13 protein-coding genes are annotated in these 22,200 nt (G+C 45.1%); 6 read left to right on the forward strand and 7 right to left on the reverse strand.

From position 1 onward, the window contains the following. Positions 1 to 140: 140 nt before the first annotated feature. The 3 genes from QUB68_RS16115 to petH all read right to left on the reverse strand — a co-directional run bounded on the left by QUB68_RS16115 (position 141) and on the right by petH (position 3,986). Complete coding sequence (locus QUB68_RS16115) at positions 141 to 1,457, reverse strand: homoserine dehydrogenase (RefSeq protein WP_332994220.1); 1,317 nt, start codon at positions 1,455 to 1,457, stop codon at positions 141 to 143. Between the two features lie 268 nt (positions 1,458 to 1,725). Then, positions 1,726 to 2,481, reverse strand: coding sequence for a Uma2 family endonuclease (locus tag QUB68_RS16120; RefSeq protein WP_332994221.1), 756 nt, complete (start codon positions 2,479 to 2,481; stop codon positions 1,726 to 1,728). Positions 2,482 to 2,780: 299 nt separating this feature from the next. Beyond that, a complete protein-coding gene (gene petH / locus QUB68_RS16125) occupies positions 2,781 to 3,986 on the reverse strand; it encodes a ferredoxin--NADP reductase (protein WP_332994689.1) in 1,206 nt (401 codons plus the stop codon). A gap of 230 nt (positions 3,987 to 4,216) precedes the next feature. Here petH and QUB68_RS16130 point away from each other — a divergent pair, with 230 nt between their 5' ends. The 5 genes from QUB68_RS16130 (at position 4,217) to QUB68_RS16150 (ending at position 11,367) form a co-directional block, all read left to right on the forward strand. Further along, positions 4,217 to 4,414, forward strand: coding sequence for a hypothetical protein (locus QUB68_RS16130; protein WP_332994224.1), 198 nt, complete (start codon positions 4,217 to 4,219; stop codon positions 4,412 to 4,414). 247 nt (positions 4,415 to 4,661) lie between these two features. Beyond that, entirely contained in the window at positions 4,662 to 5,666 is a 1,005-nt protein-coding gene (locus QUB68_RS16135; protein ID WP_332994225.1) for a phosphoribulokinase, read from the forward strand. A gap of 396 nt (positions 5,667 to 6,062) precedes the next feature. Continuing rightward, positions 6,063 to 7,715 (forward strand): FAD-dependent oxidoreductase, encoded by a 1,653-nt coding sequence (locus QUB68_RS16140; protein WP_332994227.1) that lies wholly within the window; start codon positions 6,063 to 6,065, stop codon positions 7,713 to 7,715. Positions 7,716 to 7,826: 111 nt separating this feature from the next. Further along, the gene (locus tag QUB68_RS16145) at positions 7,827 to 10,553 is read left to right on the forward strand and encodes a valine--tRNA ligase (protein ID WP_332994229.1); all 2,727 of its coding nucleotides are present in this window, start codon (positions 7,827 to 7,829) and stop codon (positions 10,551 to 10,553) included. Positions 10,554 to 10,890: 337 nt separating this feature from the next. Beyond that, on the forward strand, positions 10,891 to 11,367 hold the full coding sequence (locus QUB68_RS16150; RefSeq protein WP_332994232.1) for a hypothetical protein: 477 nt from the start codon (positions 10,891 to 10,893) through the stop codon (positions 11,365 to 11,367). A gap of 142 nt (positions 11,368 to 11,509) precedes the next feature. Here QUB68_RS16150 and crtB read toward each other — a convergent pair whose 3' ends face one another. Continuing rightward, on the reverse strand, positions 11,510 to 12,439 hold the full coding sequence (gene crtB / locus QUB68_RS16155) for a 15-cis-phytoene synthase CrtB (RefSeq protein ID WP_332994234.1): 930 nt from the start codon (positions 12,437 to 12,439) through the stop codon (positions 11,510 to 11,512). Between the two features lie 91 nt (positions 12,440 to 12,530). Further along, positions 12,531 to 13,904 (reverse strand): 15-cis-phytoene desaturase, encoded by a 1,374-nt coding sequence (gene pds / locus QUB68_RS16160; protein ID WP_332994238.1) that lies wholly within the window; start codon positions 13,902 to 13,904, stop codon positions 12,531 to 12,533. 458 nt (positions 13,905 to 14,362) lie between these two features. On the opposite strand from pds, the gene QUB68_RS16165 reads away from it, so the two are divergent. Next, positions 14,363 to 14,983 carry a Uma2 family endonuclease gene (locus QUB68_RS16165; RefSeq protein ID WP_332994240.1) on the forward strand — a complete coding sequence of 207 codons (621 nt, stop codon included), beginning with the start codon at positions 14,363 to 14,365 and terminating at the stop codon, positions 14,981 to 14,983. Between the two features lie 2 nt (positions 14,984 to 14,985). Here the strand turns inward: QUB68_RS16165 and QUB68_RS16170 are convergent, their stop codons facing one another. Then, positions 14,986 to 18,450, reverse strand: a complete 3,465-nt coding sequence (locus tag QUB68_RS16170; RefSeq protein WP_332994242.1) for an Eco57I restriction-modification methylase domain-containing protein — start codon at positions 18,448 to 18,450, stop codon at positions 14,986 to 14,988. A gap of 209 nt (positions 18,451 to 18,659) precedes the next feature. Then, a complete protein-coding gene (locus tag QUB68_RS16175) occupies positions 18,660 to 22,064 on the reverse strand; it encodes a helicase-related protein (protein ID WP_332994245.1) in 3,405 nt (1,134 codons plus the stop codon). Between the last annotated feature and the right edge of the window lie 136 nt (positions 22,065 to 22,200).

The raw sequence follows: 22,200 nt of genomic DNA on the forward strand, positions 1-22,200 counted from the left end.
TTGATCCATACTAAACTAAAAACAATCTAAAAAAGGCTCGTAGTGAGGACTTTAATCCTCAGAAAAAGAAGGACTAAAGTCCTCACTACGAACCTTGAAAAAGAAGGACTAAAGTCCTCACTACGAACCTTGTGCAATCCTTACAAAACTCGCAACGTGCTCGCAATACTATCGACTGCTTCCATCGCGCGAATTTCATCAAGTGCTTGTTGGAAATTCCCTTCCTTAACATCGTGAGTCACCACCACAATTTCTGCTAAATCGCCGTGAATTCCCGTTTGCACGATTGACTCCAAACTCACTTTATGATTGCCGAAACAAGTGCCGAGTTTGCCAATTACCCCCGGAGTATCCCCCGTCAGAAAACGGGCGTAAAAGCGAGTCACAAGTTCCTGCATTTCTGCAATTTTGCAGTAGTGTTGGTGAGTGCAACTCAGCAAAGGATGGGGAATCGGCACAGTTTCGGTTTTCAGGATAGCAGCCACATTCAAAATGTCGGATACTACCGCGCTAGCTGTGGGCCCAGCCCCCGCACCACGCCCGTACAGCATCAATTGCCCGATCGCATCTCCTTCGACTAAAATTGCATTATAAACCCCATTAACACTCGCCAGCGGATGAGCTTTCGGCACAAAAGTAGGATGCACCCGAATCGATAGGAGTTCCCCTTCTGCATCCCCATTTTGCTCGGAAATTTGGGAAGTTTCTTGAGCAATAGCCAACAATTTAATCACAAATCCCAGCTTATCGGCGTAGTCAATATCAGCCGCACTAACTTGTCTGATACCTTCGCAGTGAATATCTGCTAATTTGATGCGTCCACCAAAAGCTAACGAGGCTAAAATAGCAATTTTATCAGCCGCATCTAATCCATCTACATCCGCTGTAGGGTCAGCTTCAGCATAACCTAATTGCTGAGCGTCCGCGAGCACTTCGGCAAAGTCTGCGCCTTCTGTCTGCATCCGCGTCAGGATGTAATTAGTTGTGCCGTTAACGATGCCCGTGACACTTTTGATGCGGTTTGCACCTAAAGATTGTTTGAGGGTTTGAATGACCGGAATGCCACCGCCCACAGCAGCTTCTAACATTACGTAAACGCCTTTTGCGTTAGCAGCGTCGAAGATTTCACTACCGTAGCGGGCGATAACTGCTTTGTTGGCGGTGACTACGTGCTTACCGTTGGCGATAGCTTGCAGAATGAGCGATCGCGCCGGTTCCAATCCGCCAATCAGTTCTACTACAATATCAACATCCGGGTCAGTGGCGATCGCCTCTAGGTCAGTTGTCAGCACATTTTCTGGCAATTGTAAAGACCGAGTTCGAGAAATATCGCGCACTCCCACCCGATAGATTTCCAATTCCTGTAACAGCGGATGGCGGCCATCTGGGGAGAGCAAAATCTCTGCCGTTCCCGCGCCAACTGTACCCAAACCTAGCAAACCAATTTTGAAAGCCACGACTTTGACCCGTAGAAAATCACTTAATCTACAATCATTGTAGGACAACCGGGCATTCACAGAATACCCACAGGCTCGACTTCTTTAAAAAGTCCGACTCTATATCATATCATGTCCGGTCAATCACTCCCAATAAAAACGGTTCGTAGTGAGGACTTTAGTCCGCATTCCAAATCCAAGGACTAAAGTCCTCACTACGAACCTATTTTATTGTGGTTTTTATCTTCGGACACTATCTGACTAATTCATCCAGACTTTGCATGGCAATTTAAAGTTCTGCATCCATATCTACCCCCATATCTCGCAGCCGCTGCGCCAATATTTCGGCCCGCTGCCTTTCGGAACTAACTTGCTGTTCTAGTTGCTGATTTTGCTGTTCTAGTTGCTGATTTTGCTGTCCTAGTTGCTGTAGCTGTGCTTCTTCTTCTCGAATTAAATCTTCTACTAGCGGCGGAGATAGCACTTGATTCACCGATAAAATAAATTCAGCGAACTGTACAGACTGAACTTGATCTCCAGGCAAAAATTCCTGATGAGAATAACTGCCTTCATTTTCGGGGCGGCTGCATACTCGTATTTTCGGCTGATTTGGATCTACAATCCAATATTCAGGAATATCAATCAAGTCATATTCGGCCCGTTTGCGGATGTAGTCGTCCCGCCAATTTTGACTGGTAACTTCGATAACTAACAGCGGTTTTTCTTCAAAATCCAGCACTGCGGAACCAGGTTGCGCGCAGACTTGTTCCCACAGACTCCGAGTGCAAATCACAACATCAGGAATGCGGGAAGAGTTTTCCTCAGTTCGGACTGCGGTAGTCACAATTGCCATTAGCGGTAGGTTATGTGTTGCAAAGAAGCGCCGGAACTGGTAAACCAAGAATTCACAAATTTTGATATGTATTGCTGTAGGTGTTGGCATTTCAATCAAATTCCCCCGATATAATTCATAACAAACACCTGATTCTCCCTGATAGTTCAGATATTCTTGAAAGGTGAGTTTTTGGGTAGAAATTAATACCATGTCAGTCATCTCCCTTTTTCGGTGAGCTTACTGTATATTTTACACTTGTCTTGGGTGAATAAGTTATACCATGCGTGAAAAATTGCTGCTACGGTTATTAACCGTATATAAATTATCTGTCCTCGCGTCATAACTCTCGGCCGGACACGGCAGTGCCGTTTCCCTACAGGTGAAAATCTCTAATTTCTGATTCTGCAATATTTCTTCAAATTGGTATTACTCAAAACTCAAAACTGTTTCAAAAAAAAATAGGGTGAGCAAAAGCCCACCCTACAAATCAGATTAAATCAGGCTACACATTAATAAGTTTCAACGTGCCAGCGATGCTCTTTTTTCAACTGTTTCTGATAGGCAGTCCAGTCAACATCGTACTTGCTAGATGCCGCCGACATTCCTTCATCAATGCCGCCTTCCATTCCCTTCAAACCACAGATGTAAGTGTGAGTTTTGGGTTTTTGAACCAATTCCCACAATTCGTCAGCGTTCTCTTGAATCCGATTTTGAATGTACATCTTGCCGCCGTCAGCATTCTTTTGCTCGCGGCTAATGGCATAAGTCAATCGGAAATTGTCGGGGAATTCAGCTTGTAATTGCTCCAACTCTTCTTTATAAAGAATGTTGGGAGTGTAAGCAACTCCAAAGAACAGCCAAGCTAAACCTTTGAATTTGTACTCTGGATTGTTTTCCTTGAACATCCGCCACAAATAAGCGCGGAAAGGAGCAATACCAGTACCAGTAGCCATCATAATAATGGTGGCATCTTCGTCATCGGGCAAGAGCATTTCCTTGCCTACCGGGCCGGTGATTTTGACATCAGCCCCTGGTTCCAAACCGGTGATAAAAGTCGAACAAACGCCGAGGACTTGTTCGCCTGTTTCTGGGCTTTTGTACTCTAGCCTGCGGACGCATACAGAGACAGTTTTGTCATCGACATCATCTCCGTGACGTGTGGAGGCGATCGAGTAAAGCCTAATTTTGTGAGGTTTGCCGTTTTTATCTGTCCCATCTGGAATAATGCCAATACTTTGACCTTCCAGATAGTGCAAATTTCCTCCAGAAATGTCAATTTTAACGTGACGGACTGTGCCATCTCCGCCTTCCTTGACCATTTCTTCTGTAGAAATGCACTTACCAATATAGGGATTGGCCGGCTTGTATAAGTTAACAGGAACCTGAACTTTTTCCTTGGCTTGGGTCATGGGCTTAGTTTTTTCTCCAGATTTCTGACTCTGTAGCCCTGCTTCTGGTGTGACTTTGCCACTTGTTTCGGGAGCGCCGTTTGAGGGGCGGATGCTGACGATTTTGCCACCCATGCGAGCAATCCTGCGCATTTCCTGATTCATGCGATCGTAGGGCACGGAGATAAACACGCTGCCGCTACGGCGAATCTGGTGACTTGTCTGGTCAGTTGCTTTGCTCTGACGCATACCCTCCACTTCGTAAACAAAGATGCGGTTGCCTGATTCTGAGTTGGCCGCCACACCAGATATGCTGGGGCTGTACATTTGTTGCTTGTCCTTCACCATACAGAGTTATAAAGAATCAGAATGTGACGTTAGACTCAATTTACTTTTTTCTTAAGGTCATCTGGACTAATTGGCCACGCCAATCTTTGGGCCTCGCCACGCGGGCGGGGTGTGAAGTTGCGAGATCGCCCGCGTCTTCAATTCCCAATTAGCCGAACGTGGCGCTTTGCCTCGCTCTGCTGCGTTCAGGTGTTGACCTATAGCTATTGTTGTCTGCGTACTGCCAATATTTTACCCGATCGCGGGATCGCCCCCGCCAAGAAGTAGTTCTGATTTGGGGAGAGACAGAGGGCAAGATGAGAGAGAGCGTCCGAGTCCGAGAGCTGCTGAGGATTCTTGCTGGTTTTGATACCGCTCAAGAAATATACAATTTAAATGCACAACTGCTGAAAGCAGGATTTGATTAAATGATGTTGAGCTTGTAGGGGGCAGACGCCTTCTGGTAAGATTAACCACTAAAGTTAGTATTAATTACTTGCCTTGAAGATTGCTTGGGTCTTCCCTGGCAGGCAGTCAACTGACTGCTGTATGCTGGTGAGTGCTCGATCCTCTCGGGGTAGCAAAGCCGCACAAAGCCGGCGCGCTACCTGCGGGCTGAAATTTTGTGGAATCTAGACTTGAGTTAGTAAACAGTGATTTTGTTAGAGGGAAACTATGACCAGTAAGCCGGATCGCGTGGTTTTAATTGGCGTTGCCGGAGACTCCGGATGCGGAAAATCTACTTTTTTGCGCCGATTGACAGATTTGTTCGGGGAAGATTTCGTTACTGTAATCTGCCTCGACGACTATCATTGTCTCGATCGCAAGCAGCGCAAGGAAACAGGGATTACCGCCCTTGACCCCAGAGCGAACAATTTTGACCTGATGGCCGAGCAAATGAAGGCGCTCAAAGAAGGTCAGGCGATCGATAAGCCGATTTACAACCACGAAACCGGTATGCTCGATCCTGCTGAGCGGATAGAGCCGAATCACGTGATTGTGATTGAGGGGTTGCACCCCCTTTATGACGAGCGAGTGCGATCGCTCCTCGACTTCAGCGTCTACCTCGACATCAGCGACGAAGTAAAAATTGCTTGGAAAATCCAGCGCGACATGGCGGAACGGGGCCACCGTTACGAAGACGTGCTGTTTGCGATCAATGCTCGCAAACCAGATTTCACAGCCTACATCGACCCGCAAAAGCAATATGCTGACGTGGTAATTCAAGTATTGCCGACCAACTTGATCAAAGACGACAAAGAACGGAAAGTTCTGCGAGTGCAGATGATCCAGCGCGAAGGCATCGCCAATTTTGAGCCTGCGTATTTGTTTGACGAAGGTTCAACAATTAACTGGGTTCCTTGCGGCCGCAAGCTGACTTGCTCCTATCCCGGAATTAAGATGTACTACGGGCCCGACGCTTTCTACGGTCACGAAGTCTCGATTTTGGAAATAGACGGTCAGTTCGAGAATCTCGAAGAAGTGATTTACATCGAAAGCCATTTGAGCAAGACTTCTGCGAAATACGAAGGCGAGTTGACTCACCTGTTACTCCAACACCGCGAATATCCCGGTTCCAACAATGGAACAGGTTTGTTCCAAGTATTGGTCGGATTGAAGATGCGGGCGACTTACGAGAAGTTGACTGCGAAAGAATCGAAAGTGGCTGTTAGTGTTTAGAACCCAGACATGAAAGATTTGAGAGGCGCCAGTGCGCCTCTTTTTTTGTGATAAATTATATCTTTAAAAAACACTAACCCAAGCGTATTGTATGATGTTCTGGTAGGGACGGGTTCGCGCCTGATATTTGATACCCATCGACCAATGATAAAAACCCGCCCCCACCACTTCAAAAAGATGCCTGTATCTCCCATAAAATCCTGATGTGGGGGGCTGGTTTATGTAGATTGTTAGTTAGACTTAAAAATTGTCAGTGAAATCGCCCCTATAAGTATCGCGGTTAATTTACCGGACATCATATTAATTATGTCAAACTTACTTAAAAGTGTTATATTCAACTGCGTAAACCCTGAACAGCGCTTTCAGGTCTGCCAAAATTATCAACGAGTCAACTAAATGCCCTTTACTTTCAAGAAATTAGCTTCGATCGCAATCTTCTTCGTAGCCGTAAAAATTTTAGTTGACTCTCCGCAGTTCCAACAAGCTGCCAATGACATCACACACAGAAACCCAGCCAGCGCCACATCAGACACCGAAACTCTGCGACAAAAAGCCAGCAGCCCCGCCGCCGCAGAACCCCACAAATCACCAGAACAAAAGTTCGATGTAGTAGTGTATGGCGATGAAGTGCCGGGGATATGTGCAGCTATATGGGCAAAGAAGACTTTAGGTGAAAAGGGCAAAGTTGCTGTCGTGCGATCGAACTACGCAACTGCTCTTTTGGGCGGCGTACTCACCCGCGGCGGTTTAGGTTACGTCGATTTAGATAAAATCCCCGACTGGTACCGCCAACCCTACGCCCAATGTTTCCGAGAATTCTTAGACAAGGCGAATGTCCCCGAATCTTGCTTAGAACCAAAAACCGCCGACAAAGCTCTTAAAGATATGCTTTCGGAAGCCGGAGTTAAAGTTATTTCCAACTCAACTCTGACTCCTCATGTAGTCAATCAAAAAATCGAATATGCCGAAGTCAAAGAGAGCAATATCAAAATTAAAGCTAACTCTTTTATTGATGTAACTCAAGACGCGGAACTGGCAAGAAAAGCAGGATTATCTTATTATACAGGATATGAATCGCAAAATATCAAATCAAAGAATGAAACTTTAGCTGTATCTGTAGTCCCTACAATTACCGGGATAACGATGGCAGACTTCCGCAAAATAGAAGATGACATTCTCTACGACACGCCTTTAGTAGAAAAGATTAAAGCAAGCATTACAAAATATAAAGACCCGGCGAGTACAGAATTCTGGATGAGGAATTTTTTGACTCCGATTTATCAAGCCTATCGAGACGGCTACAACATCAGAAGCGTAGCGATAGGGGCAGCATATCACGTAAACAGAAATCTGCCGTTTACTCAAGATAAAGGATTCTTCTTTGATAAAGCCAATGTTTGTGTTTATAAAGATAATTCGATGTCGTGGAACGGGTTTTTATTTAAATACCAAGTAGACGAATTGATGAAGATGGAAGCTAACGGCAGAAAACCGAATGCTGAAATGCTCAAAGAAATGTCATATCTGCAAGAATGGCTGCAAAAGAAGTCTGGTAAAGATGTCAGAGTTTTTGTCCCGGATGAGATTTATATCAGACAGACTTTGAATGTTCGCGATGTGGTAGCGCCGCTAAGTGGGAAGGAGATTATTCAAGGTGGCACATTACCCGAAAAGTCGATCGGCAGTTTTTCCTACGATTTCGACTTGCGGGGCGGAGTCAAGGATTTGGGTTCGAGAATTCCACCGCTGCCGACGTATAATTTTGGGATAGAGAGCGCTTTGGCTAGTAAAGTGAGTAATTTGGCTATTGTAGGGCGATCGTCCGGATATGTCGGTATGGCGGTATCAGTCGGGCGAATTGCGACAGTAAATATTTATCAAGGACAAGGTGTGGGCGTGGCGGCGGGTTTGGCGAGCAAGTTGGGAGTGCCGCTGAATACGATTACTTCGAGTAAAACAAAGCAAACTCTGGAGACTTTAACGGGGAAAACTACGTATTTGTCGGGGAGAGATACGAGTTATGGGGTGGATTACAAGGAAGTCAAATAATCTAGTTTCCAGACGAGTTGAGAATTAAATCGATCGCACTTTCCCCCAAATTCCCCATACTCTCCCCCCCGATGTGGCACAATCTGGATAACAGACAAATCCAAAGCCACCATGACCGCAAACCTACCGCCCCAATACGACCCCCTCGCCACCGAAACCAAGTGGCAAAAATACTGGGAAGATAATCAAACCTTCAAAGCAGACCCTGAAGCAGGCGGCGAACCCTACTGCGTCGTCATTCCGCCGCCCAACGTGACCGGCAGCCTCCACATGGGACACGCCTTTGAAGAAACCCTCATTGATGTCCTCGTCCGCTATCACCGCATGATTGGACGCAATACCCTGTGGTTGCCAGGAACAGATCATGCTAGTATCGCAGTTCAAACTATTCTCGAAAAACAACTCAAAGCAGAAGGCAAAACTCGCCACGATTTAGGTCGAGAAAAATTCTTAGAACGGGCCTGGGAATGGAAAGCTGAGTCTGGCAATACTATTACTAATCAACTCCGGCGTTTGGGCGTGTCTGTCGATTGGTCGCGGGAACGCTTTACGATGGATGAAGGCTTATCCGCTGCGGTTTTAGAAGCCTTTGTTCGCCTCTACGATGAGGGGCTGATTTATCGCGGCAATTACTTGGTGAATTGGTGTCCGGCGAGTCAGTCTGCTGTGTCGGATTTGGAGGTTGACCAGCAGGAAGTTGAAGGGCATTTGTGGCATTTCCGCTATCCTTTGACCGACGGTTCTGGTTATTTGGAGGTGGCGACGACTCGGCCGGAGACGATGTTGGGCGATACCGGGGTGGCGGTGAATCCACAGGACGATCGCTACAAACATCTTATCGGTAAAACTGTCACTTTGCCCATTATCAATCGTGAAATTCCCATCATTGCCGATGAGTTTGTCGATCCAACTTTCGGAACTGGTTGTGTTAAGGTCACTCCAGCCCACGATCCGAATGACTTCGAGATGGGTAAGCGCCACAATTTGCCGTTTATCAACATCATGAACAAGGACGGTACTTTAAATGAAAATGCCGGAGAGTTCAACGGACAAGACAGATTTGTCGCCCGCAAAAATGTGGTAAAGCGGTTAGAAACAGACGGCGTTTTAGTAAAAATTGAAGATTACAAACATACAGTACCGTACAGCGAACGTGGCAAAGTCCCCGTCGAACCGTTGCTGTCTACTCAATGGTTTGTCAAGATCGATCCGCTTTCTCAACGCGCTTTAGAAGCATTAGACCAAAGTAACTCACCAGTCTTTGTTCCTGACAGATGGACAAAGGTTTATCGCGATTGGTTGGTGAAGCTAAAAGATTGGTGTATCTCCCGCCAATTGTGGTGGGGACACCAAATCCCGGCTTGGTATGCTGTTAGCGAAACTAACGGCGAAATTACTGATACAACGCCGTTTGTGGTGGCGAAAACTGAAGCTGAGGCTAGGGAAAAAGCGGAGGCTAAGTTTGGCAAAGATGTCGAATTAGCAAGAGATCCAGATGTATTGGATACTTGGTTTTCCTCTGGATTATGGCCTTTCTCAACTTTGGGATGGCCGGACGAAACTAAGGATTTTGATTTTTACTACCCGACAACTACTCTGGTGACGGGTTTTGATATCATCTTTTTCTGGGTTGCTAGAATGACGATGATGGCTGGACATTTTACGGAAAAGATGCCTTTTGATACTGTTTATATTCACGGTTTGGTGTTGGATGAAAATGGTCACAAAATGTCTAAAAGTAAAAACAATGGTATTGACCCGCTGTTGTTGATTGCGAAGTACGGGACTGATGCTTTGCGCTACACTTTGGTTAAGGAAGTGATTGGGGCTGGGCAGAATATTCGCATGGAGTACGATCGCAAAACTGATGAATCGAAATCAGTCGAGTCCTCGCGGAATTTCACGAATAAGTTGTGGAATGCGGCCCGGTTTGTGATGATGAATCTGGAGGGACAGACTCCGCAGCAGTTGGGAAGTCCTACTGTTGAAGGTACTGGTTTGGAATTGTGCGATCGGTGGATTCTTTCTCGCTATTATCAAGTTGTACAACAAAGTCGCACTTGTTTGGAAAATTACGGTTTGGGAGAAGCGGCGAAGGGACTTTACGAGTTTATTTGGGGCGATTTTTGCGACTGGTACATTGAGTTAGTCAAGTCTCGCTTACAACAGGATGCTGAACCAAATTCTAAGAAAGTGGCGCAGCAAACTTTTGCCTTTGTGTTGGAAGGGATTCTGAAACTGCTGCATCCTTTTATGCCGCACATTACTGAGGAGATTTGGCACACTCTGACTCAAACAGGTGACGATCAATGTTTGGCTTTGCAAGCTTATCCTGAACCAGAACCATCGCTGATTAATCCAGAATTGGAACAACAGTTTGAGTTACTATTTGGCGTGATTCGGACTATTCGCAATTTGCGGGCAGATTCTGATATCAAACCTGGACTGAAAGTGACGGCGATTTTGCAAAGTGAAAGCGAGAAAGAACGCCAGATTATCTCGGATGGAGGCGTTTACATTAAAGATTTGGCAAGGGTAGAAAATCTGACAGTAACAGCTAGTTTGGATGCAGATTTGGGACAGACAATTGCTGGGGTTGTCGGTACTGTGCAAGTATTGATTCCTCTGGCTGGGGTGGTCGATTTGGCGGCTTTGCGTGGTAAGTTGGAGAAGAAGCTGGGCAAGGTGGAAGCTGAAATTAAGCATACTGCGGCGCGTTTGACTAATCAGAAGTTTGTGGATAAGGCTGATCCGCAAGTGGTTCAGGTGGCGCGGGATGGTTTGGCTGAGGCCGAGAAACAGGCGGAGATTTTGCGCGATCGGCTAAAATTGTTTTAATGAGTAATTAGTCACCAGTCATTAGTCATTAGTCATTTTGTAGGGGCGGGTTTAGCTAAGGATATATGATACAAATGACTAAAAAAATGGCAAAACCCGCCCTCACTCACCTATTAGTCATTAGTCAGCAGCCCACTCATTCGCGGGTGGGGTGAGAAACCGGGTTTCTACGAAATTTTCTGTTTAGTGACGATAAATCTCGAAAGAAACCCGGTTTCTGAGGTGATTAGTCGCGGGTGGGGTGAGAAACCGGGTTTCTACGAAATTTTCTGTTTAGTACGATAAATCTCGAAAGAAACCCGGTTTCTGAGGTGATTACCAATTACCAATTACCCTGATGCTATATTTAGCCCAAGTACAAAAGAAGGAAATTTTAGGTGAGATAAGTCTGCAATTGTTGGCTTGTCAAAATTCTGATGAGACTTGGGCTATGCTTTTTCAAGAAACTGTCTTGACGCTACCGCCAGATTTTGCTCAAAATGTTTTAAATGAAGGGATGCTAGTATTAGCAGATATTGGCGAAAATAGCAAGGTTTTGAATATTGAAGCAGCTACAAACTGGGTGCTAGAATTAGTTCAGAAGTATTTAACCACAGGCTTTACTCCCGATTTTTTGCAGCAGGAAGCCCAGAAAGCAGAAGAGTGGCGGCAATCTCTGACTTTGCAGAGTCAAGAGTTGTCTCGCCGCTTGATTGAAGTTGAAGCCCGCCGAGAACAAATTCAAAATTTAGAGGCAAAACTTCAGCAGGAAAAGCAATTACTGGAAAGTTCGATCGCCCAATTGAACATTCCACCCGCTACACCACCCATTTGACTTAGATTAACACACAACAGCTAAGGACACGGCACTGCCGTGTCCCTACCAATCTAATATGCAATTTGCTGGACATCATATAATTTGTAACTTGACAAATACCCCTTACCCCTTCCCGAATCGCCAGCAAAATTGCCCGTGGCTAAAGCACTTTTGACTTCATCCAAGCGGCGGGGAGACACAGCAGTTTCTGAGAATTGCGAACATAAGCCCGCTTCTGAAAAACATCGTACTGATTGCGTTCGATCGCATTTAATATCTTACTGTACAACATTGTCGCAGCCCAAACTGTCCAGCGAATATCGGGACTGAGCACTTTGATTCCCGGTTCGGCGCTAGTGTACAGCTTGCGAGCTCGCTGAATTTGAAACCGCATCAATTCCCGCCAGCGTTCGTCAATTACACCGTTGAATAAATCTTCTTCAGTGTAGTTAAACAGCGCTAAATCTTCTAAGGGAATGTAAATGCGGCCGCGACGCGCATCTTCTCCGACATCGCGCAGAATATTAGTCAACTGCTTGGCAATACCGAGGGCGATGGCTTCTTCTTTAGGAATTCTATTTGCCCAGTGCCAATTCCAGTTAGCAGCGGAACTCGATTCGTCTACGCCCATCACAGACATCGACATCAGCCCGACGGTGCCCGCTACTCGATAACAGTAAAGATTGAGCTCTTCAAAAGTTTCGTAGCGGCTGCGGTACAAGTCCATTTGCTGGCCCGCAATCATCTCTCGAAACGGCCCAATGTCGATCGGAAAACGAGACAAAGTATCCACCAAAGCGACATCGTAATCGTCGTGCGGATGCCCCGCAAACAGCGATTCTAGGCGTTTTTCCCACAAATTTAGGGTTTCAGGGGTCGTAGCCTCAGAACCAGGCCCGTCTACGAGTTCGTCGGTGCGGCGGCACCAGACGTAAATCGCCCAGATAGCCCGACGCTTGGCTTCGGGCATGAGTTGAGTGCCTAAATAAAAATTTTTGGCATAACTCGCTGTGACTTGGCGACACAGTTCGTAGGATTCATCCAAAGAAGCCAGAGTTCTCATGCACTGGAGTTTTGACAGTTGCAGCATCCGAGAATAAGAAATTTAAAGATTAGAACTGACATTCCCCCGTTGAGACAACGGGAGATTTTTTACTGCTTTATGAAAAATTCTTAATTTTTCATTTGTTATTGGCTGTTGAAATAGCCTGCGCTGTCAGCTTACCAGAAAGCACGGCACCTTCCATACTCGCCAGATAACGCTGCATCGTATAATCCCCCGTTAGATAGAAATTACTAATCGGAGTTGTTTGTGTGGGACGGCACTCTTGACGGCCGGGAGTGGCTTTGTAGACGGAACGTGGGGTTTTGACTACGTGATATTTCAGCACTTTGGCGTGGTCTGGGATTTGGTCAGGAAAGAGTTTTTCTAACTCGACCATTGTGGCGGCGACGATATCTTCGTCGGATTTGCCTATCCAGTCTTTTGCCGGTGCGAGTACCAGTTCCAGCATTGATTTGTCTGGGTTGGCATATTCGCGACAGGTGTTGCTCATATCGGCGTAGACACTCAGCAAGGGCGATCGCGAGAATAGCAAATGGTCGATATCTGTCAGCTTGCGATCGAACCACAAGTGTACATTAATCACCGGTACACCCTCCAAACCTTCGAGCTTTTTGAAATAATCCATTTTGCCCCAAGGTTTCGGCATCATCAACTTCAGCGGGTCAACCGGCATCGCCGAAACGTAAATATCGGCCGTCAGAACTTCTGACTCTGCCCCTTTCACGCCCCGAATCTGGAAGCCGCGCACCGTGTTGTCATCGTTCAGCAAAAACTCACCAATGGGTGCATTCAGCCGGACTTCGCCACCGTGCTCAGTTATGTAGTCTACCATCGGCTGACACAACCTCTCCGTAGGGGGGCCGTCTAAAAAAGCCATTTTCGAGCCTTTTGTCTCTTGCAAGAAGCGGTTGAGGGCTGTCAGCAGAATGGTTGCAGATATTTCGTGGGGGTCAATAAAATTCAGCGCCTTAGACATGGCGATGAATACTTCTTTTTCGACTCTGGGGGGGACATTTTGCTTTTTCAGCCAGTCGGAAAAGGAGTATTTGTCCATTTCTTCAACGTATTTTTGGCCCTGAAGTATCGCCGGAATCAAACCGAGGCCGAAACTGATTTTTTCGCCCCAGGTGAGCATATCGTTGTTTCTGAGGATAGCCACAAGGCCATTCAACGGAGCCGGAATATTCGGAAAATCAAAGCGCGAATAGGTTCCGGGCGTTTCCGGCTGATTGAAAATCATTGAGTGCTGTTTCCATTGCAGCCTGTCTTCGATGTCAAGTTCTTTGAATAATTGGAGCATATTTGGGTATGCACCGAAGAAGATGTGGAGGCCGGTTTCGTACCAGTCGCCGTCTGCATCTTTCCAGGCGGCCACTTTACCGCCGAGTACGTCCCGACTTTCTAGGAGGATGGGGGTGTGGCCCGCATCGGTGAGATATTTTGCACAGGAAAGTCCTGCTAAGCCGGCTCCGGCGATCGCAACTCGCATTTAATACTACTTGGCCTCTATATTCACTTTGTTTTCATTATACTTTACAACTCGTTACATCTTTTTGGACAATCTGTGGGGAAATGGCACTGCCGTTTCCGGTGTGCGGACTGGGGAGGACACTCCAAGAGCCCATAGGTGTCAACTTAAGGTCAAACCCAGTCAGAGACGACTGTTTGACGATTAAGGCCAGATCTCCCTGGCACCCCCATTAATAAGGGGGGAACAAGAGTCCGATCAAAGTCCCCCTTGCTTTCGGGGGATGCGAGGGGGATCTAGACTTTGCCTAAAAGCCACATTTATATGGGTTTCAGGCTTAAGTTGACACTAATGGGCATTGCCGTTTCCCTACCCATAATTTACAATCTCATAAACCCGCCCTCTCGCTATCATAAATTATGATAAAACTTTAATAAATTGGTTAAATTTATAGTCCAAAATCGAAGGAGATATTTCAAATGATTGCTCAACTACAACCTCAATTCATAACTCCCCAAGAATATCTGGAATGGGAAGAACAACAACCCATTAAATATGAATACATTAATGGGGAAGTCTTTGCTATGACCGGGGGAACCCTCCCCCATACTTCTATTGCCTTGAATTTAGCCTCTGGACTTAAAAATCACCTGCGGGGTAAAGGTTGTAAAGTCTTTATGGCAGATGCCAAAATAGGGGTTTCGCAAAATGGCCCTTTTCACTATCCTGACGTGATGGTTAGTTGCGATCCGCAAGACCAAAGAGCGCGTAAAGTTATTTATCATCCCTGTTTAATTGTCGAAGTGCTATCTCCAGGTACAGAGGGATTCGATCGCGGTCAGAAATTTAGACATTACCGTCAAATTGAAAGTTTAAAAGAATATGTTCTGATAGAAGCCGATCGCCTGAATGTAGAGTGCTATCGAATTAATGAAAAAGGCAAATGGGAGCTCACGGCTTATTCCCTTGACGCAACAACTACCGACGGGACAGAACTACAAGTTGATTTTACTAGCGTTGATTTCTGTTGTCCGATTTCTCTGCTGTATGAAGATGTTGTTTTTCCTGAAGATAATCCCGAAGATTCTGCCGATAACTAATCTCACGCCGCAAAACTGCGATAAGCTACCAATGCCGCTTGTTTGACAGTTTCTGGCACAATCGGAAAAGTGGTCAAAATATGAGCAAATTCCGCTTCAGTTAAGCCATAAAGATGAGCGATGATGCCGTCTAATTCTGCGCGCAATTTAGCCCGTTCTGTTTCATCGGTAACGCCTTCTTTGTGGGAATTTAAGCCGACTTCTGCCGCTAATTCGTCAAACTCTGGCGCGGTGCAGATGAGTTTGGCCGCGCGTTGTACGATGTCCCAGAAGTATTTCTCGCCTGATGTTAAGCGGGGGACTGGTAGCTGGTAGACATAGAACATATTGCAATGTGCAGTCACTTTTTGACGAATTATAAAATCGCAGGCAAAACTATTTAAGATAGAAAGAGCCAACAATAATTCCTTTGATTCTATTGATGAGTTAGCGACAATCAGTGTATTGCCAGTGAAAAGTTTTTTGGGAATGATGGCTGCAATCATAGTCCGCTCATTAGTGCTTGATGCCACATCCCTAAAACACAGACGATATTTTTGATATTCCAATTGTTGACCGCTATCTAAACCTTTTTTTCCTAATAAATTTTGTCGTCCTTCATCTTCATTTATCCAATACTTTGGCTGTCCCCACTTATGATTGAATTGATGAATCATTTTCCCTTCATAAAGTGGCAGCCTCCCATTACCAGCTTCTTGCTTAAATAAATGACTGTCATTAGTCATGTGAAATTCAGCAGTTAACCGCAGATTCCACTTACCATCAATCTTTTCGCCAAGCAAAGGGAATTGGAGCATTTTCTCGGCAATCCGAATATCTCCCAGATTTTTAAACTCCATCACCGACAGAGAATCAGGAGATAACCTTCGCACCAATTCAACGCTAATTTTCAAACTCTCGTCATTGGGAAATCCTTGCAGTTCCTGCACATCTAGCCGCATAAAAGCCGACGGAAACTCAGTTGTTGTGCTGCCTTTTTCAAAAGTGAGAACAACAATTTTAAAACGGCTATCAACTCCCTCAAAAATTGTGCGCCGATTCTCCAAACAAAATAAACCCGTGACGTTAGTTTGCTCAAACAACATTTCTCGCAGTTGCTTAGTCCCCAAATCGGTGTAGATACCGCTAGGAATCACAATCCCACACTCACCCTTATCGCAAAGTAAATTAAAGCATAGTTCTACAAACAGCTTATACAAATTAATATCTGTTCCAGCTTTCTTCCCATTGACAATTGAAATCTGATTTTTGTACTGTTCCGCAGAACGATAGTAAGCACTAATATGAGGAAATTTGCTTTGATATTCCAGCCAAGCATCAGCAACATCAGCATCTTGCAATAGTTTTTTTTGCTCCTTCTCAAAAGCTTTAATATCCATCTTTTTCTTGGTCACTAATTCGCTATGCTGAGCAAAAAACTCCTTAGATTGCGGCTTGAAAGTTTCCCAGGGCGGATTAGCAATAATCGCATCAAACCCGCCGCGTTCCAAGACTCGATCAAAATGATATCCCCAATGAAACGGCTGCAACTCGGCAATATCATCAATCGTCAAATCTCGTTTCTTCGGTTTCCCCGATAACTGCACATCTTCATACTTAATTTTCAGCCGGATAAACTCATTCAACAATAACTGATTTAACTTAGCTTGCGACTCCCAATTTAACTGTTCGATGTGACCACGCAACAATAACAACCGAGATTCTTGAGAACCTGCGGCTTGTTCCCCGGACTCAAAAGCGTGTTTTTTGTACAAATCAATCGATTGATTCTTCTCAGCTAAGATTTTCTGGTAATCCATAGCTGCTAAAGGTTGCAGCAAATTTCCTTGCCGCGAATCTCCCACCATATCAAATCTTTCTTCGTCTACCCGAATCAATCCAATTAAGGAATTACCCGCCATAATATTAAAATCAATATTCGGCAGCGGTTCCAACTCGCTGACATCGTGCGCCGCCGAAACCAAAGCTAAAAACAAGCGCAGTTTAGCAATTTCTACCGCTTCCGGCATGATATCCACGCCGTAGAGGTTGTCGCTAATAATCCGTTTTTTGATGTAGTAGTTGAGGGACAAATGCTCGGATTCTATTTTTTTGAGTAAGTTTGTGAGGTAATCGTCGGTGAAAAACTTGCTTCTACCGATGACAGTTGAATAGATGTAAATTAGGGTTTTCATCGCCGCGACTAAGAACGCGCCGGAACCGCAAGCTGGGTCTAATAAGCTTAGATTTGGCAGAATTTCTTCTAGCAGGCGGCGGCAGAGGTTTGCGTCTAAATTTGTCAGGAGTTCGGTGATTGTTTCAAATTGACGGGTAATCGGGAATTGGGCATCGGGCATGGGGGATTGGGCATGGGAAGAAGAGTTAAGGGCATGGTTGATTTTATCGAGAATTAGTTTGTTAATCGTTCTGTCGCACAAATATTCGGTGATTTCCGGTCTGGTATAATAAGCGCCAAAGGCTTTTTGGTTAATGTATTTCTCAAAAATGTATCCCAAAACTGCCGGATTAATTTCGTTTTCCTTCCCGCCCACTGTATCGTCTAAATTCCAAGAATATCGCTCAAATAAATCTAAGATTTTCTCAAAAGCAGCGTCGGCTATGGCGATGTTAGGATAATGTTGTTCGATGGTATGTTGCAGAAACAGTCCACCGTTCAAATATTTAATTTCCCCAATCAATTTTTGAACGTCAGACTGTCGCGCATCGAGGGGTTTAGCAAATCCTTCAAAAAATAGCGCATTCAGGAATTCCGAATAAAATAAATCCGTTCCCCGCTGCTTGCTTTCTGCTAATTTTTCCTGCAAGTACAGCATTTTGCCGCCATCTATAAATCCTTTGCGCTGCAAGAAATAAACAAACATCAAGCGGTTTAGCAAAACGGATGTATACCAGCGTCTATCGCTTTCTTTGTCAATCCCCTGAATTACTTGCAAAAATTCGATATGCTGCTGTTGGAATTCTGCAAAAAACTTCTTGGTAACTCGTTCGACATCCAATCCTGCTTGCAATCTTTGGGCGACATCAATCACCGATAGCGTTTCTAATTCTGCTAATGATATTTTTAAACTGCTGATTTTACTCAACAGCAAGTCGCAAGGTTCGCCCTTGACGTATACGTGGTCGCGGGGATACAGTTTTTGGCCGTCCCGTTTCACCCAATACCACAGACTTTGGGTGCGGTTTTTGTCTACAAATATCAAGAGGTTTTCGCCGGATATTTGGACGAGTTCGCGATAAATTGTGAGTCTTTGGTTGCTATTGGGAATTTGACCGCTAGGGCTGCTAATTTCAAATACAACTACTCCTAAGAGTTGGGCGATTTGCTGGCGGGAGTATGTCTCATCGCCTACTAATAAGGGTGCGGCTTTCTGGGATGCTGGATTTGACCAACCGAGTTCGCGGATGAATAATTTGCTAAAGTCAAATTCTTGGATGAGTTGGCGCGCTTGTTGAATGTTGAGAGACATAATGATGATTTTGGTTATTGTATTTTGGATTAAAGGTTTGTAGGGGTGGCCAGAAACCGGGTTTTTACGATAATTATGGGCGGAGTCACGAGATTAGGGAAAAAACCCGGTTTCTTGAGTCTAGGTTTGTAGGGGTGGCCAGAAACCGGGTTTTTCCCAGATTTTTGGGCGGAGTCGGGAGATTAGCTAAAAAACCCGGTTTCTTGAGTCTAGCTTTCTGTTCCCTCGAACAAACCTAATGAACAAATAATCATTGGTTCCCGTTTTTCATCGTCTTCGTTGACGATGCACAAACGGTCATCTATCCGCATCGCTACAACTAATTCTGCTAGCTGGTTGTCACCAATACCGCTTTTTAACTGCCGATTCAAGGTGTCAATGGCTGACTGGCGCAGGGGATAGCGGTAGATTTGGTCGATCGCCTTTACCAATTCATCAGATGCAAATATTGTACCCTGCATTTGCTGTGCATATCGTTTTAGGCGATCGTAAGTTCGGAACCGAGCACCGGAAGGCCGCCCCAATTGTCCGCCCGCGTTTTGTTCTTCTTCTGCGATCAATTCCGCCCCTTTTTTGACCAATTCGTGATGCTGTTTATCCCTAGGAATAGCTGGCGTAGATTCATCGCAAGCTGCAACCCTTAAAATTGCCAATTGCGACTGAGTAACACTGTTCCCAGCGCGATCGACCCAAATTAACGAATCATTTCCCTCGGCTGTTTTCATGTATAATAAAACTCCTTCCGGCTGCATCGGCGCGGGAGTATGAGAACGAGTTGAATAAACTACATTCGGCATTGATTCAATGGTTTTTTTCAAAGTTGGATTATTGTCTGTGGCATTTTTCCAAATTTGAAAAGCTTCGGAAGTCAAATCAACTTCGCCATCTTCTTCTCCGTCTAAAATCCCTGATTTTTCATTATAAATATCCAAAATAACTTGTGGATCATCGTCCTCAAAAAAGGATTCATCGGTTCCCACAACTTCGGCATTTTCTTGTAAGCGCCGCCGCAGTCTTCCCCGCAGATTAATAATATTTTCGATTCCCTCAGCAGGCAAAAACGAATAACATAAAATCTGCTCAGCTTGTTGTCCGATTCTATCAACTCTTCCCACCCGCTGAATCAACCGAATAATTGCCCAAGGTAAGTCATAGTTAACAATGATTCCGCAGTCTTGCAAATTATGACCTTCACTCAGAATATCCGTAGCAACTAATATCCGCAATTCTCGATCGGGCGAGACTGTATTCCGCTTACCGCTGCTAGCAGGACTAAACCTTAATGTGAGTTCCGTCGGGTCTTTTGTTTGCCCTGTCACCGCTGCAACTCCGGCAATATTTAACCGTGTTAAGTTATCAGTTATGTAGCGCACTGTATCGGCAAACTGAGTAAAAATTAGTACCTTCTCACCGGGATGAGTTTCTGTTACCAACTTCACCAAAGCCGCTAACTTTTCATCGGGTTGAGAATGCCAGTAACCGCAAGTTTGCAAAATTTGCATGACACAGCGGGCATCTGCTAACAAATCCCGTTTTAGCTTCTTAGTATCAAACAAGTGGGTTCCCAGCCATTTAAACCTGCGCTGGTAACGATTTTGATATTCTTGATAAACAACTTCTGCCCGCTGTTTAAAAGCTTTTTCGCTTAACAGCAATTGGGCTTCGATATCTAAGGTTTCGCCCGCCTCATCGTCGATTTCTTCTGCCTCCAAACTGTTAGCCACTACAGAATCAGCATCTTCGTCGATGTTGCGGGTATCTAACAAGTCTGCATCCTGGGTGCCGATCGGGATATCTAAGTTATGGTCGATCGCATATAAGTACACAAAATTGCGTAGGATGTGTCGCTCAAGGGACTGAATAAACGCACTACCGCTGCTTTCCAGCCGTTTAAACAGGTTTGTGCGCGAAAAACCCATCAAGCTGCGGCCTGCGCGGGAAAGGGCATTTAACTGTCGCTGTTCGGCTTCTGTCGGTGCTTGTTTGGGCTTTTTGGCGATGTAGTTTCCCAGCCCGTAACGCGGCAGATTTAGGGCGTTAATTACTTCGACAATTTCCTCAAAGTCAGGCTGGGGCGACAAGCTGGCTGCGGAGTTGTCTAAGCTAAACTTGATGGTTTTGGGGATGCGGCTGGGAAAATAGGAGCGAGTGCGATCGGCAAATTGTAGATATTTGCGATCGGTTTCTGGATCATTTTCGGCATAATTATCTTTAATAAACGAGCGAGTTCGTCTCATCATATAGCGCTTCATCAAGTCTCGCCAATCATCGGGATGTCCGCTTTTTTCAAAGGCTGCTAAAGAGCGAACCGAACATTGATGGCGCTTGATAAATTCTAATTCTCCTTCAATTCCGCCGCCCAATTCATTCAGCAAAGCTTCGGGCCGCAGTCCTAAATTTTCGTCTTCAGGAACAAACAAGCGTAACTGAGAAGATAAATCTAAATAAGTTTTGTTATAGGGAGTTGCCGAAAGTAGAATACATTTACTTTCGTTAGCTGCAATATATTCCTGAATTGCTCGATAGCGCTTACCTTGTCGGTTGCGAAGATTGTGACTTTCATCAATCAACACAACTCGATAGCGTCGCAATTCTGGCAATTCTTGCTGCACCAGGCTGATGGATAAAACCTTGGCAAATAGCCGATAATCATCTGCATATTCTTGCCACATTTTTACCAAGTTTTTCGGACAAATAATCAGTGTTTCTAAGAGATAATCTTCTTGTAAGATTTTGGCAATCGCCGTACCGACTAAAGTTTTGCCCAAACCCACAACGTCGCCAATAATCACGCCGCCGCGTTTGGTAATGTGACGGGCGGCTAATTTAACAGCTTCTTCTTGAAACCTAAATAAACCTTTAAACTCTTTGGGAATGCGAAACTCCGCAAGACCGGCAATGGCTTCGCGAGATAGGTGATAGACTATGTTTAGGTAAATGTGGTATGGTGGAATTGTTTCTGTTCGCGCCCAACTGCGATCGATAATTTCTGCAAGTTCTTGAGAAATATCAATGCAGCCATATTGTTCCCAGCGGTTGTCAAACCATTTTTGCAATTTATTACAAGCATCGCCATCTAAAATATCAATATTCAATTCCCCTTGTTTGGAAAGTCCCGATAAAGTTAGATTGCTGCTACCCAAAAACCCCACAATCGGAGTGGTTGGATCGTGACGGTGCACGAGATATAGCTTGGCGTGTAGCGGGTAAGCTAAGAATAATTTAACAATAACTTTTTGGGTTTTAATTTGATAGCTCAATCGTTGCAAACCTTTCTCGTCTTCATCGTTTGGAGCGCCGATTGTAAGCTGTTGCCGAAATTCTTCAGCCATCCGCTTTTTGAGCCGATTGATTTCACTATTGTCAATCCCGCTGTGATGGGAACGCAGGCTAAGACTAGCATTCAATTCATCGGAAGGCAATCTTTGCATTCCGACTAAAAGGCGGCAGCAGTTTCCTTGATTGCCCACGTATGTTTCGATTAAATCGCCAATGCTCCGCCATCCCCTGAGATTGAAGTAGCCAACGCAAAAATCGGATCGATAGGAGAGTTTGATGGTTTCTCGGAGTGCGGGAAGTAGGGATATTTCGATGTTGTCAAAGATGCGTGGCATTGGGGTTTTTGTGTTAGAATTAAGGTGATTAAATTGGATAAGCTATTGTGCATTAAAATTGCATATTTGGGGCGGGCAAGATGCCCATCCCACAAAGAACTTAATTGATTATTTATAATTTAAACGCAGAATAGCT

Source organism: Microcoleus sp. A006_D1 (genome assembly GCF_036702805.1).
GTDB lineage: Bacteria > Cyanobacteriota > Cyanobacteriia > Cyanobacteriales > Microcoleaceae > Microcoleus.

What these genes read in the sequence shown, in the direction of transcription:
- QUB68_RS16120 (WP_332994221.1), bottom strand. Translation starts at nt 2,481, where the DNA reads ATGGTATTAATTTCTACCCAAAAACTCACCTTTCAAGAATATCTGAAC.
- petH (WP_332994689.1), bottom strand. Translation starts at nt 3,986, where the DNA reads ATGTACAGCCCCAGCATATCTGGTGTGGCGGCCAACTCAGAATCAGGC.
- QUB68_RS16135 (WP_332994225.1), top strand. Translation starts at nt 4,662, where the DNA reads ATGACCAGTAAGCCGGATCGCGTGGTTTTAATTGGCGTTGCCGGAGAC.
- QUB68_RS16140 (WP_332994227.1), top strand. Translation starts at nt 6,063, where the DNA reads ATGCCCTTTACTTTCAAGAAATTAGCTTCGATCGCAATCTTCTTCGTA.
- QUB68_RS16145 (WP_332994229.1), top strand. Translation starts at nt 7,827, where the DNA reads ATGACCGCAAACCTACCGCCCCAATACGACCCCCTCGCCACCGAAACC.
- QUB68_RS16150 (WP_332994232.1), top strand. Translation starts at nt 10,891, where the DNA reads ATGCTATATTTAGCCCAAGTACAAAAGAAGGAAATTTTAGGTGAGATA.
- crtB (WP_332994234.1), bottom strand. Translation starts at nt 12,439, where the DNA reads ATGCTGCAACTGTCAAAACTCCAGTGCATGAGAACTCTGGCTTCTTTG.
- pds (WP_332994238.1), bottom strand. Translation starts at nt 13,904, where the DNA reads ATGCGAGTTGCGATCGCCGGAGCCGGCTTAGCAGGACTTTCCTGTGCA.
- QUB68_RS16165 (WP_332994240.1), top strand. Translation starts at nt 14,363, where the DNA reads ATGATTGCTCAACTACAACCTCAATTCATAACTCCCCAAGAATATCTG.
- QUB68_RS16170 (WP_332994242.1), bottom strand. Translation starts at nt 18,450, where the DNA reads ATGTCTCTCAACATTCAACAAGCGCGCCAACTCATCCAAGAATTTGAC.
- QUB68_RS16175 (WP_332994245.1), bottom strand. Translation starts at nt 22,064, where the DNA reads ATGCCACGCATCTTTGACAACATCGAAATATCCCTACTTCCCGCACTC.